Genomic DNA, 13,050 nt, shown 5'->3' on the forward strand with positions numbered 1-13,050 from the left:
TGAAGATTTGTGAAGTTTTCTTGACTTATTTTAGCTCCTTTTGGACACAAGTAATAGTGAGCTATTTGTTCGTAGTCAGGACTTTAGTCCTGATTTTATAAGCACTAAAGTACTTACTACAAACGCCTTCTCTAGCGTTAACGCTGATCGCGCTCTAAATCATCAAGTACTCTCTCGCAATACCAACTTTCTGCCATTCCTGGATGATTTTGTTTTGCTTGCTCAATTAAACGCTCAGCAGCCGCAACATCACCGTTTAACTTGGCAATTAGGTTGTTTTTGAGATGATTCTCAACTGTCGGTTCATTAATTTCGTTGACCTCGATAGGTCTTTCTACTGGCACTACCTGGGTCTGTTCTCTCTTCAACTGCCAGAATAAAACGTAATAAAGTGTCCCAAAAATTAAAATCAGACTGAGTGTTCCGAAAAGAATGGGCGGGCTAAATGTTAGAAATCCTAAAACTAATTGTGAGAGAACATAGCCAAGTAACAAACCGGTGATTAGGAGAATAAATGTACCGACAACAATAACTACTTGGTTCCCCATAAATCCTCTTCTTCTTCCTCAAGTCCTGGTCTAGATAACGCTCCTGGCTTAGGGTTCCAAGGAGCAAAGAATGGCAACAAAAGTAATCCTGGCACAGCGGCGATGATACTAATAACGAAAAATAAGGGCCAACCTGTGCTTTTTGCCAAAGAGCCAGCTGGGGCAACTAAAATATCACGACTAACAGCCATGAAACTTGAGAGCAAAGCATACTGGGTGGCAGAAAAGCGCTGATTACACATATTCATCAAGAAAGCAACAAAGGCTGCTGTTCCCAACCCAGCACAAAAGTTTTCAATATTGATTGTAAGTACTAGAACCTGATAATTTTTACCGACTTGGGCAAGTAGTAAATAAGCTAAGTTACTTAATGCTTGAAGTCCGCCAAACAACCATAGTGAGCGATTGAGGCCAATTTTACTTAAAACTGCTCCTCCTGCTAAAGCGCCAATAATGGTAGCAATTAGTCCCATACCGCCTTGAATTGCCCCAATATCAGTTTGGGTAAATCCTGTTTGTAGCAAAAAGGGTGTAGACATATTGTTGACAAAGGAATCGCCCAGTTTATAAAGGACGATAAACAGCAGCACTAAGAAACCTCGGATTACACCCTGACGCTGGAAAAATTCCCCAAAAGGCAATATCACGGCAGCGGCTAAAGATTCTGGGGGACGAATTTCTTTGGGTTCTGGTGCAAATAAAGTCCCCAGAATACCAATTGCCATCCCAACTGCCATCAACAAGTAAACCGATGACCAAGGTATTCTATCAGCCAGGATTAACGCCAAAGATCCGGTGAGTAACAGTGCTACCCGATAACCTAAAACAAAAACCGCTGCACCTGCTCCTAATTCTAATTCTTCTAAAACATCGGTACGGTAGGCATCAGCAGCAATATCTTGAGTCGCACTAAAAAAGGCGATCGCTACAGCGTTGATCGCTAACAATTGTAGTGCTTGTTTAGGTTGTTGAAAAGCCATGCAGGCGATCGCTATCAACAATCCAATCTGAATTGTAATTAACCAACCCCGTCGCCTACCCAAAAATGGTAGTGCAAACCTATCTAACAAAGGCGACCAGAGAAATTTTAACGAATAAGGTAAACCTACAAGACTAAATAACCCAATGGCAGTTAAATCCACTTTTTCCACGGTCATCCAAGCTTGCAAAGTCTTACTGGTGAGAAATAATGGCAACCCCGATGAAAACCCTAATAATAATAACGCTGCCATTTTACGGCTACCGAAAACTTGCAGCAGCGATCGCACTGGATTCATATTGTTAATTGTGAGCTTCTTTCGAGTAAATCTTAGTCATGGTAATTACTGTTTCGATAAAATACAATGATGAAATGAAAAAGCCTATCACATAATTAATACCTATAAAGGTTAAAATTATCGGGGTAATAGTCGTTATGTATTAATCCCTATCAAGAATTGAAACAACTTACCAATATTTCCTGGACTGACAGACACATCAGGAATGCCTAGGGTAAGCAGAGCAAGAGACTACCCTTTATCTTCCAAGTTATAAACTTGATGCCCTCTGATTTCGACTTTGTGGGTGGTGAGGCATTTTTCCCAACCTTCACGAGTACCTATATCACTTTTGAGCTTGAGCAGTCCTAATTGCTGTTCTTGTTGGGTGAGTTTAGCAAATTCTTCGTAGCGCGGGTAGTTGTTAGTGACAAAATTTTCTTTGCGATGCAGAATTGGCGGATTGGCTCGATTTTCGTAGTCTCGGTGAGTTATGTATAGAGTTTTTAAGTCAATAGTTATACTGGCTTTTAATGCTGGATGAGGCTCATGATCAAAATCTGGATAGAAAAGATAGGATATTTGCGGTTTATCTGTGTGATATTTAATTAACGTAGCTCCATCGACACGCCCAATGGTGCGGCTAGCACAGCCTTCGTAAATTCGCAGCAAGGGGTCGAGTGCGGCTAGTGCAGAAACATGAACGTAAAGAGCGCCGCGTGTGTGTTTGCCAATTTTGCTTTTTTCGCAAGCAGTTTGCACAATTTTAGGATTGCCTAAGCTAAAAAGCTTTTGGTCGGCTACTTGGCAAGCTTCCTCATAGTTACCAAAAAAAGCTTTGATATCATAGCGCATTTCCGGCGCTAGCTGATGAAATTTCGGACGTTGATCAAAGTGAGTTAAGGCAAGATAAACTTGAATATCTAAAGAACGACGGTAAGCGATCGCATCCCATTCTGCTTCATTAGTAGCTTGTAAAATTACGCTAAAAGCACGGCGGAAGTTACCAAATTCACTCAATAATTCCTGTTGATTTACCAATTCACCTTTTATCGGTAATCTGCCACGCTTGGTAAAAAAGTCCATTAGTGGTTGGAGTTGTTCTTGGTAATCTTCAAACCGCTTGCTAGGAATGCGGATTCGTGGAGTTGAAGTGCTAGAAAAAAAGCGGATAGCTTTAAAACTTTGCTTTTGGGCTTCATCACGAAAAACAAAGTAAACACCCAACGCCACTGGTACTGCATCTACATTTAAGACTTCATCAATGTAAGTTTTGAGTTCTGCTTGCTCGTAATATTTCTGAAATGTATTGCGGCGAGTTACTATGCCATCGCTGTAAGCCAATTGTGCCTTACTGGGAGCATTAATCAGTACTTGAGCTGCGACAATTAAAACTTGATGGGTAAGTTTCCAAGCTTGGATTAAACTTTGGCGGCGTTCTTCTTGGTCTTCAATAACATTGAGGACATAGCCCAAATTGACAACATCGGCGGCATTGATTGGGGTATCAGGATAGTAGTAAGGATCCCAGCCTGCACTGGTGTAGCCTAAGTTTGCTACTCGCTCGACATCGCCACCGTAACCGCAGCCGTAATCAAAGAAAGTGGTGTCTTGATTCAATATTGACCAATCTATTGCCAATCGCACGGGACGAGATATATCATTACGAGCGATCGCAGCTCTATGACGCTCGATTTCTAATGCTTCAGGCATGATACTAATTCGTAATTCGTAATGACGCTCGATGACTCGCTCTAAGCGAAGCTATGCCGAAGGCTTTACGCTGCGCTAACGTAATTCGTAATTAAGACACCAAGCACTTAATATTCTTTCAAGGTTTAATAGCTAGTTCAATCAAATCTTCAATTTTCTTGATATTTGGATCACCTGCTAAGTAACCAATACCACGATGCAAATGTAAGCGGAATTGGGTGGCCAGGGTTTCTTTGTCGGTGGGATAACCGTCATTATGACAGCGTTGCTTGAGGGCAAGGAGGAGAATATCAGACATTTCGCCACCAAAGACACGCCAAGTCATTTCGACGTTACTATCTTGGGGAATTGGAACGGGGGAGGGTGTGGTTGATTCTGCTAAGGAGCGACAAAACGCCCAACGACATAGAATATTCCATTGGTCGATTTTAGTGCTGCGCTTAAGTTTGGTAAGTTGGTCTTTGGCTGTTTGAGAAAGTTTAATTCTTTCAATAAGTGATTCCATTATCTTCCTAAAAATTGAAGTAGTTTTCGTTCATAAACCCAAACAGTAGCGAACCGCAGTTTCGACTTCAAGCATCTTGGAGTCAGAAATCTTGCCAGATGGATCAGCAGGAAAGCGATTTGGATCTAAAGAACGAATTTGAAAACATAAGAACACTGTTTCTATAAGCAATCCACTGTCGCTTGGCGAGACTCGGATATTAGTTGGATAATCACGCTTAATATTTGTTCCTTTCGTACCGACAATTACAGTCACAACCAAAGGTGATTGATTTATAGCATCTATAGATAAAACTAAAACTGGTCTTGTTCCTGCCTGTTTTCGACCCAGCACTGGATTAAGATTGACAAAATAAACTTGTCCTCTCTCAATGCTCACAGTTTTTCCAAACCATCCATTTCTGTAATACTAAATTCATTATTAATAGTGGTAATTTCTGTTTGTATATCTAAATCACTAGACATTGCAACTAGTTGTTCATTCATATATTTAACATCATTGAATTTATTTAATATTTGCTTTTTTTCTTGAACTTGTTTTTCGATACGTTTTAATAGCCATTCTAGTTCTTCTAAGGACAAAACACGTAAGTCATGCTCTATTTTTAATACATTGGGTGAGTTCATAATTGCTTATCTACTTTCCAAAGGTCGTGATATATATTTTAAATATCTTTTTTAGACGATATCTACTACCAAAAATATTTATTTTCTATCACTGTTGTTTGGCGGGTGGAGGAATCGTATTTGAGGAGATATTCACGGGCGATCGCTTCATTTTCTCGCAGTGTTTCCACTTCTTTTTTGCCAATCTCAGTATCCGTAGATAACAAAATCACTTGATGACTGGCAGATGGGAAGTAACGTTCAACTAAGTTGCTGCGGTGAGAGGAGTCTAGTCTACCTAGCGGGGTATCGATTGCTACTGGGAGGCGGTGTCCGGAGACTTTGGCTAAACCCCAGAGAAAGGCGATCGCAAGTAATTGTTTTTCGCCAGCAGATAAACGATGTTTAGGGACGGGTTTACCATTTAAATCGTAAAGCAAAAGGCTAAAAGTCTTAGTATCAATAGTGATGCGATGCACTAAGTCTGATTTGTGGAGGAGATAAAGGAAGCAATTTTTAACTTCTTCCTCTAATTTATTGAGTTTTCGCAGAGTTAATTTTTCCCGAAAAATCTTGAGTGTGTCTTGAACTTTCGCTGCTGAGGTAATAATATGTTCACTATTTTTATGTTTAATATTTTCTACTGTATATTCACTTAATTCTTTTTTCGACTTAGCAATAATAGTTTCTAATTCAGCTAAACGACGGCGGATTGTTTCGTAATTTGCTTTAGCTTCAACGACTTGATTTTGTGCCGCTTCTAGTGCTTGACGCAGCTTTGTATAATCTTCTGGTGCTGCTGCTGTTTGTACTTGCCTTTCTAGAGTATGAATTTCTTCTTCTTTATTTTTGAGAATAGCTAATTTATCTTTTGCAGAAAGTTTAGAATTTTGTAAGTGATATATAAGATTATCTAGTTGACTTAAAGTTTCATCATCAGCTAATAACCAATGTGCTTCCGTCTGGAGAGTTTTGGCATATAAATTATCTACATCTTGGATTAAAAATGATTGGATTTTTTCAACTTGTATCGAAGAAATTTCTACTTGATTTAACCAAGTGAGTAAACGCTGATCTCGTTCAATTAACAAATCTTTAGAAATTTGTACCTGTTGATAGCGAAATTCTTTTTCGCCCTGTGCTTGCACCTGAGTAAGCAAGTCAGGAATTAATGCTAGAGGTAAAACATCAGCTGCTAACTCACACATCGACTGACGTACTTGTTCAATTTCCGCAGTTTTTGTATTTTGCTGTAGTTCTAGTTGATTGCGTTCTGCTGCAATCTTCCCACCTTCAGAAATGAATTTATCAAAAGCTTCTTGCTGCTTTTGTTCTAACTCTTCTACCTGATTTTTGAGAATTTCTACTTTCTCTTCTGTGGTTTGATAATCTTCTTGTTGTTGGGTTAACCTAGTTTCAATTTCCTCTAAGTTGGCTAAATCCTTACTATTACCAACTTCTTTAAGTTTACGGTTAACTAAGATATCTAAATCAACTGCTAAACGATCTGCTAACTCTAGCCCTAAAAGTCCGCGAATTGCGTCTACTACAACTGGTGGTGGTGTTTCCTGTTCTGCAAGTTCTTTAACTTGTTCACCATCAAAGAGAAATAAGTTAGAAATACCTAATGGGAGTAGATTTTCAATATATTCATCCCAGATATTAACTAAAGCATCAGGCCATGTATCACTGTCACCTAAAATGCCTAATGTATCTTTACCGTCTTTAGGATTTTTTGTCCAACTACGGACAACACGGTATTTTATTGGTTTATCGTTTTCAATATGTTCAAAAAGTAATTCAATCCGGGTGTCTGCAACTGGATCAATTTTGTTGTTAACACATTGATTGAGAAAATCGCTATAACTTAAATTACCACGGGTAGAACATTGGGCGCGTGGGCCATAAAGGGCGAGACGAATGGCGTCCATAAGTGTAGTTTTTCCGCCGCCATTCATCCCACCTAATAAGATGATTGGATGTGAGTTTTCCTCATTAATTTTTGGGTTAAGATTGATTACCTGTTTCCCACTGTAGGGGCCAAAGTTTTGTAAAACGAGTTCAAGAAATATCATTTATCTGATTGTGAGTTTATTAAAATACTGGGCGAATGGAATGCATGGTTACGCAGGCAAAATTTATAAGATACCGGGCGAATAGAATTCGCGGCTACACAGGCGAAACCCACCTTCGTGGGTTTAAGAAATTCATAGTTTGTTGGTTTACTTGGGAGTTAGTTTCCAATTGGGAATAAGTGATTTTTGGTTATGGTGGATAGCTTGGTTTCTGATGTAATTGGCTATATTATCAATAGCATCATGACTAACTGTAAAAGCTCCATAGTTACCTTGCCATTTAAAAAACTCAACTGGCTTGATTTCGTGGGTGATGAAATGGGACAAACTTCCCTTAATTTGTTTAACCAATTCAGAGATACTGATGGTTGGCGGAAAACCCGTTAGCAGATGGACATGATCTTCAATACCACCAATCGCAATTACGGTACACTTTAACTGTTCAGATTCCCGAATAATTGCCCCGTAAACTTCCTTCTGAATATCAGGTGTAATTAGGGGCAATCTATCCCAGGTTGCCCAAACATAAGGCAAATACAATTGTGTAAAACTTGCTCTCATTTCTCTTTAACCCGCGCAGGCGGGTTTCGTCTGTGTAGCCGCGATTTCCAATCGCTTGGTATTATATTATTCTTAATTCTTATAAATCTTTCTTCTTAAATTTCATACTTGCCCAAGTTACCTGTTCATTACTTTCACTTTCACCTTCATCTACTTCATTGATTGCTGTAACATCGCCCAAAGTCATTTGCTTGACTTTTGCAATATCACCTTGACTAACTGCTTCGCTTAATTCGCGTTTCAAACGAGCATTTTTAATCGCATCTTCTGGAGAACGGGAACTCGTATTAAAACATTTTTCTAGGGTTTCGTATATTCCCACGCGACGAGTTTTTTTACGATACTGGCGTTCTGTATCTAACAATTTCGCCATGAGTTCCAAGTGCATTGCGTCACCTTCACAGATTTCTTCTAATACTATCCATTCATCACGACCTAGTAGACTATAGTCTGCACCAGGACGCGGGTCTTGAAATTCTTCGCCAGTCACTTCTTGATAAATCCGGGGTAAGCTATCATCAAATTCGTGTTTGTCTTCTAGCCAAATGCGGCGAATTTCGCTCATTTCTTCAAGAGTAATTAGGGTGATTTTACCCATATTTTTGGGTGCTGTACAACGAGTTTTAGTTTGCGCTTCTAGCACTTTTCTTAGCCAATGTTCGCGCCAATACTTAGTATAGGGGCCATGAATTGGTTCAACGGATATTTCACCATCTAAATTACGTTCAAAAAGTTGGACTTCTCCCCAGATGCGACGGAAGTCTCTTTTATCGCGGTCATCTCTAATATCTAATTCATTGCGAATATCTAATAGAGGCTGCATCCATTCTTTCTCTTCATCATTTTGAATCATTGCCTCCATTGATTTATCTTTATTAACAATTGTGCAAACCCAGCAACCAAACCGAGAATCACCACAGCTAGGAGTAGAGGTATCAACAACTAGAGGACATTCATTATCTGCTGTTGCGCCTCGATACATGATGAACAAATCTTTATTACTATATCCCCAAGGATTTTGCCACTGATTTAGGTAAATCCAAACTTCGTCAGTACGCCAGTCTTCGATAGGACTATAAATTAAAGAATTAGGTAAGCTTGCACTATGGTAAAGCAGAGATGTCGGTGAACCTGAATCAGAAATAAGACGATCTTTTAGACTACCTGCTTGATGTTTTTCCATTGAGATAGCACGCTTAATGCTTTCAGCTTTGCGCGTACCTAAAACAAGAATAACTTCCCCATTTACTCTAACCACATCACGGATAAAGTGATTAGAAGGATGAATTTTTAGACGGTCTGTACACCAACGGAATTTTCCTCGCGGTGTTGGATAACCTTTACCAATCAAGCTTACCCAGAATGTCTCTTTGATTTCTGGGTGTAATAAATGTGGCTCAATGGGCATTTTCTGTTCTTGAGCAGCAATCTTCATCCTTTCTAAGGATTTGCGTACCCAAACAGAGACTACAGGATTTTCTACTAATGTGTCAGTTGTAATAACATGAATAGTCTTTTTTCGCTTTTCAACTGGTAGTGCTGCGATCGCATTCCAGATAAGCTGTAAAGTGGCAGTACTATCTTTACCACCGGAATAGCCTACTACCCAAGGTATCTGATCTAAACAATACAATTCTTGAATTTCAGTGGTGAGAGCTTGGATGTAGTCCACTAACTCTGCTACAGTACGTGTTTGCTGAACTATCTTTTCTGGTTGTTGTGCTGTAGTCATTTCTCCTTCTCTCTGGAAACCTGGCGTAATATCGGGTAAATAGGGCGAATAGAATTCGCGTCTACACAGGCAAAACCCACCTCCGTGGGTGGAAAAAAAGTTTTTAAAAACTTTACTACTAATATCTAATTTTTTAGATAATTGAACTACATAATACTATTCTGTTTTTAAAATTTAACATGAAAGATAGTGCATCTGACCCAACTGCTGACATCGCTAGAGAATACCTGGAACGAGAAAATAAAGAAAAACAGGTACTAGCTTTACTCCTAGAGAAGTTTTTAGGGAGAAAAGATCAGATTCTCGTTCAAAAAACCGAGATGGGTGGTACTGAGGCTTATGTTAGCTCTGTTACACTGGAATGGTTCGCAGGTCGGGTTCACTTTGCCTCTGGCTTACCTTTGTTTCAGAAAAAGTACAATCCTGAAACTCATAATGTCGAGATTGACGCAGATAGTATTGATGAAATTCAGCAACGTCCCCTTGATTGGTCACGTCAAGCACCGCTAGTCCAGTATTTAGCGGCTAGAGACAACCATAAGTTTCCGCCGGTGCTGGTGGTGATAAATCAACCGTGGGTGGATAATCCCAAAGCTGCTGAGTGGGATAGTGAAGGACGCGCTATAAAGTCTACGACTGATTTTATACCTCTAGATAAAGACAGTAAGGTAGGTCTGCTAAATATTTCTGAGGATGATGTAACCATTTATGCACTAGATGGACAACATCGACTAATGGGAGTCCAGGGGTTGATGGAGTTAATCAAAACTCGTAAACTCCAGCGCTATAAAAAAGATAAAGGTGCTGATGACAGTTTTATTACAGTCAATGATTTGATAGAAAAGTACCAAGTAGACCTTGCTTACTTGCAAAATTTACCCAAAGAAAAAATTGGTATTGAGTTTATATGTGCGGTAGCGGCTGGGGAAACTCGCACCCAGGCGAAGCGGAGGGTAAGATCAATTTTTGTTCATGTCAACCTGATGGCTGCACCCTTGACTAAAGGTCAGCTAACACAGTTGAATGAAGATGATGGTTTTGCGATCGTTGCTAGAAAAATTGCAGTTACACATCCACTATTAGAACAACGACAAGAACGCAATCCCCGCGTCAATTGGAATAGTGCAACAGTAGCTTCCAATTCTACAGTTTTAACGACTTTGCAAGCTCTGCAAGATATGTCTGAGCGATATTTGGGTCAAAAGTTCCCCCACTGGAAGCCCTTGGAGAAAGGTTTAATTCCCATGCGTCCAGAGGATGAAGAACTTGAGCAGGGAATTGAGGAATTTAGAAAGCTATTTGATTATTTGGCGAATCTTCCAAGTTATAAGATTTTAGAACACGAAGATACACCAGCTTTGCGACGCTTCAGCTTTGAAAAAGATGGAGGTGAAGGAAATATGCTTTTCCGCCCGGTTGCTCAAGTTGCATTAGCGCAAGCTTTGGGAATTTTAGTGTTTAAAAAAGGTTTTTCCTTAGCAGATATTTTTAAGAAACTGCGGAAGTTTGACCAGCAAGGTGGTTTTAGTGGTATGGAATATCCCCAATCTCTCTGGTATGGGGTTTTGTATGACCCAAATAAAAAGCGTGTGCAGGTTTCTGGACGAGATTTAGCGGCGAAGTTATTGGTTTATATTCTGGGTGGAATTCAAGAACAGATGGAACGTGCTGAACTGCGTAAGGCTTTAGCGGATGCTAGGACTGTGGAAGATAAAACTATAGGTTTTGATGGCGAGTTTGTTGAACCGAAAGCGGTAGGACTTCCACCTATCCTGAACTAAGTAAGCCTACTGAAGATTAACACAACTCAGCAATTCTTCGGTTACAGTAGGCTCAAATTAAGTTCTACTGTGAAAAGTCAATATTTACTCGTTAATTTCACTCTCATCATCCATCTCATCTTCTATTTCATCAAACATTTCTTCATCATTATCTTCATTTCTTTCATTTGAAAAATTTGTGATCTCATCATCCTCTTTAGACGTACTGTCATCTTCTATAAATTCAACTATAGGCAACTCGACAAAAAACTGTTTTCTCCAACTAGCTATCATATCCATAGTCCAATTTACTTCACTATCTACATCTTCACGAGTACTTTTAATCAATTCACGTACTCCATCAGATGTATTAAGAAATATCATTCTGAGAAGGTCTATACATTTATCGCCTCCAGAACCAGTTGTAATCATAGTGAGTTTTTCATTAGGCTGTACAATTAAATTTTTCCAATGAGGTGCATTTCTATCCAAAAAACCTTTGTCATACATCTTACCTATACTTTTAGCAATAGCATCTAAAAGAGATGGAATCCGATATTCAGCCTTAACTCTTAAAATAAATCGTGAAATAGCAAAAAAAACAATACGTTGCCCAAGGACAGTGTATAGAATATTTGATTCTCTTAACTTTTTAAGTTGCTCTTTTTGAGTAGCTTGTAATTTAATTTCTTCTGGTTGAGGAGGAACGCTTATACCTAAGTGTTCGAGTTGATAAAGCCAATCCTGGAACGGTTGAAGTTCATAAAAAAACCATTTGAAAATATCTCTAGTTCCTATATGATGAATTTTAGGATGAGATTCGTAATAATTCTTCATTGCATTCTCTCTATCAATTGGAGAATTTAAAGTCTTTTTTAAAGCAGTCTTTTTATAATCTATTAAAATTTCTACAGCGCATTTACTGATTAAATCTATTGTTGTTAAATAAGGGTCAGCCTGTGTTAAATTTGTAGATTTGGATGACCATTTTACAATTTTATCTTCTAATACATTTTCTTCTAAAAGTTTTCTAGGAATGAGTGCAGAGAGTTTTGTATCATCCAATAAAAGTTGAGTTTGGCGATAATTCGTTTAGCAGTATTATTTATTACTGTAAATATATTACGAGTAGCTTTAATTGCTTCATCCCGTATTGAAACAGTTTCTTCAGAGTATCCAACTCGACCTAAATTTCCAAAAACTAAATAGACCACTGGAATATCAAAAGGCTCTTCACAGGTACAACCTTCTAATATCTCTTGGGGAGATAAAGACTGTTTGTCTATATGTACATTCCAGTACTTTTTTAAAGACAACAAACGATGTTGACCATCTATAACTATTCGAGAAACACCTTTATATAATTTTAAATTGACCCATTTCTCAAGAGGTTTACCTTTACTCATAACGTGCGAAAAGTCCCAAAATTCTGTCTGCTCATCTGAGTTAGGAAGAAGAACAATAACTAGAGAATTAAAAAATTTAATGCCATTTTTTGCTAAATATGCAAAGAGTTCTGTCTCTGCCCTTTTTTCATCTAATTTTCTTTGAACTCTTTCCGAAAAGCCCCATTTCCCCTGAAGTTCGCCAGCAAATCTAATATTCTCTGCTGCATCACTATGATCAAGAGTTGTAAGAAAGTAACGAACTTCACCAAAAGTACCTGTAATGGCTTTATATTCAATAGTTTCTGGTGATTGATCATCTAGTTCTTCCATAGTTAACTCCTCTGTGTATTAAATTTTGGCTGGCAAAGCTGAATTAGTAAACTTTCAAGTTCCCTAGCAATATCCTCGGAACAAGGAAAACATAGAAATAGAAATTCATCTTGAGGTCTTAAATTACCATATCTTGCAAAAAAACCATTATCGTTTTCTAAATGTTGTTTAAATCTTTTTTGTAAACTAGAAGCATAACCAATATAGTCTGGACATTGTAAAATACTGCAAGTTAAAAGAAGCTTTTTAAGATTACGCCTATCTTTTGGCATAGATACACTTCTGATGAAGCTATGCATATTATCTGATAAGGTAACTGGTTTTCCACATGTATCTATTGTGAATTTTTTTCTGGCATCGTCTTCAATAAATTTGGTTGTGAATACAGTTTGACTAATCCGTTCATTAATAGCAGTAGCTAAATTATTTTCTGCAAAATCAAATGCATGGTAAAAAGCATATATTCCCGTTCTATCTGGAATATCATAGATTGCAGAAATAGTTGCTGTAGCTACTATAAAATTTTGAAAAAAATCATCATGTATTGTTTCTTGTATTGCCATATAAACTAAATATC

Annotated in this window: 13 protein-coding genes; 1 reads left to right on the plus strand and 12 read right to left on the minus strand. The window is 38.4% G+C overall.

The genetic code is table 11. The annotated features are described in order from the left end of the window. Nucleotides 1–137: 137 nt before the first annotated feature. The 9 genes from I8751_RS25295 to dndC all read right to left on the minus strand — a co-directional run bounded on the left by I8751_RS25295 (nt 138) and on the right by dndC (nt 8,995). Entirely contained in the window at nt 138–548 is a 411-nt protein-coding gene (locus I8751_RS25295; protein ID WP_214441838.1) for an ABC transporter permease, read from the minus strand. Beyond that, nucleotides 533–1,825 (minus strand): AmpG family muropeptide MFS transporter, encoded by a 1,293-nt coding sequence (locus I8751_RS25300; RefSeq protein WP_214441839.1) that lies wholly within the window; start codon nt 1,823–1,825, stop codon nt 533–535. The genes I8751_RS25295 and I8751_RS25300 overlap by 16 nt, the downstream gene beginning before the upstream one ends. Nucleotides 1,826–2,056: 231 nt before the next feature. Then, nucleotides 2,057–3,517, minus strand: coding sequence for a DNA phosphorothioation-associated putative methyltransferase (locus tag I8751_RS25305; RefSeq protein ID WP_214441840.1), 1,461 nt, complete (start codon nt 3,515–3,517; stop codon nt 2,057–2,059). Between the two features lie 118 nt (nt 3,518–3,635). After that, nucleotides 3,636–4,022, minus strand: coding sequence for a DNA sulfur modification protein DndE (gene dndE / locus I8751_RS25310; protein WP_214441841.1), 387 nt, complete (start codon nt 4,020–4,022; stop codon nt 3,636–3,638). 30 nt (nt 4,023–4,052) lie between these two features. After that, complete coding sequence (locus tag I8751_RS25315; protein WP_214441842.1) at nt 4,053–4,400, minus strand: type II toxin-antitoxin system PemK/MazF family toxin; 348 nt, start codon at nt 4,398–4,400, stop codon at nt 4,053–4,055. After that, nucleotides 4,397–4,648 carry a hypothetical protein gene (locus I8751_RS25320; RefSeq protein ID WP_214441843.1) on the minus strand — a complete coding sequence of 84 codons (252 nt, stop codon included), beginning with the start codon at nt 4,646–4,648 and terminating at the stop codon, nt 4,397–4,399. Before I8751_RS25320 ends, I8751_RS25315 begins: the two co-directional genes overlap by 4 nt. Nucleotides 4,649–4,713: 65 nt before the next feature. Then, nucleotides 4,714–6,702 (minus strand): DNA sulfur modification protein DndD, encoded by a 1,989-nt coding sequence (gene dndD, locus I8751_RS25325; RefSeq protein WP_214441844.1) that lies wholly within the window; start codon nt 6,700–6,702, stop codon nt 4,714–4,716. A 147-nt stretch (nt 6,703–6,849) separates the two neighbouring features. After that, entirely contained in the window at nt 6,850–7,263 is a 414-nt protein-coding gene (gene tnpA / locus I8751_RS25330) for an IS200/IS605 family transposase (RefSeq protein ID WP_214441845.1), read from the minus strand. Nucleotides 7,264–7,342: 79 nt separating this feature from the next. Next, entirely contained in the window at nt 7,343–8,995 is a 1,653-nt protein-coding gene (gene dndC, locus I8751_RS25335; protein WP_214441846.1) for a DNA phosphorothioation system sulfurtransferase DndC, read from the minus strand. A 179-nt stretch (nt 8,996–9,174) separates the two neighbouring features. On the opposite strand from dndC, the gene I8751_RS25340 reads away from it, so the two are divergent. Continuing rightward, complete coding sequence (locus tag I8751_RS25340; RefSeq protein WP_214441847.1) at nt 9,175–10,776, plus strand: DGQHR domain-containing protein; 1,602 nt, start codon at nt 9,175–9,177, stop codon at nt 10,774–10,776. An 84-nt stretch (nt 10,777–10,860) separates the two neighbouring features. On the opposite strand, the gene I8751_RS30130 is transcribed toward I8751_RS25340, so the two are convergent. From I8751_RS30130 to I8751_RS25355, 3 genes are read right to left on the minus strand one after another with little or no spacing between them, the layout of a single operon-like run. Continuing rightward, nucleotides 10,861–11,820, minus strand: coding sequence for a DNA sulfur modification protein DndB (locus tag I8751_RS30130; protein ID WP_214441848.1), 960 nt, complete (start codon nt 11,818–11,820; stop codon nt 10,861–10,863). After that, nucleotides 11,775–12,473, minus strand: a complete 699-nt coding sequence (locus I8751_RS30135) for a DNA sulfur modification protein DndB (RefSeq protein ID WP_214441849.1) — start codon at nt 12,471–12,473, stop codon at nt 11,775–11,777. Before I8751_RS30135 ends, I8751_RS30130 begins: the two co-directional genes overlap by 46 nt. A gap of 2 nt (nt 12,474–12,475) precedes the next feature. Continuing rightward, a complete protein-coding gene (locus I8751_RS25355) occupies nt 12,476–13,036 on the minus strand; it encodes a GIY-YIG nuclease family protein (protein ID WP_225894401.1) in 561 nt (186 codons plus the stop codon). Nucleotides 13,037–13,050 lie beyond the last annotated feature (14 nt).

Source organism: Atlanticothrix silvestris CENA357 (assembly GCF_016056295.1).
GTDB classification, from domain to species: Bacteria; Cyanobacteriota; Cyanobacteriia; order Cyanobacteriales; family Nostocaceae; genus Atlanticothrix; species Atlanticothrix silvestris.

Excerpts from the sequence above, each read along its gene's own strand:
- I8751_RS25295 (WP_214441838.1), bottom strand. The coding sequence starts at position 548 with ATGGGGAACCAAGTAGTTATTGTTGTCGGTACATTTATTCTCCTAATC.
- I8751_RS25300 (WP_214441839.1), bottom strand. The coding sequence starts at position 1,825 with ATGAATCCAGTGCGATCGCTGCTGCAAGTTTTCGGTAGCCGTAAAATG.
- I8751_RS25305 (WP_214441840.1), bottom strand. The coding sequence starts at position 3,517 with ATGCCTGAAGCATTAGAAATCGAGCGTCATAGAGCTGCGATCGCTCGT.
- dndE (WP_214441841.1), bottom strand. The coding sequence starts at position 4,022 with ATGGAATCACTTATTGAAAGAATTAAACTTTCTCAAACAGCCAAAGAC.
- I8751_RS25320 (WP_214441843.1), bottom strand. The coding sequence starts at position 4,648 with ATGAACTCACCCAATGTATTAAAAATAGAGCATGACTTACGTGTTTTG.
- dndD (WP_214441844.1), bottom strand. The coding sequence starts at position 6,702 with ATGATATTTCTTGAACTCGTTTTACAAAACTTTGGCCCCTACAGTGGG.
- tnpA (WP_214441845.1), bottom strand. The coding sequence starts at position 7,263 with ATGAGAGCAAGTTTTACACAATTGTATTTGCCTTATGTTTGGGCAACC.
- dndC (WP_214441846.1), bottom strand. The coding sequence starts at position 8,995 with ATGACTACAGCACAACAACCAGAAAAGATAGTTCAGCAAACACGTACT.
- I8751_RS25340 (WP_214441847.1), top strand. The coding sequence starts at position 9,175 with ATGAAAGATAGTGCATCTGACCCAACTGCTGACATCGCTAGAGAATAC.
- I8751_RS30135 (WP_214441849.1), bottom strand. The coding sequence starts at position 12,473 with ATGGAAGAACTAGATGATCAATCACCAGAAACTATTGAATATAAAGCC.
- I8751_RS25355 (WP_225894401.1), bottom strand. The coding sequence starts at position 13,036 with ATGGCAATACAAGAAACAATACATGATGATTTTTTTCAAAATTTTATA.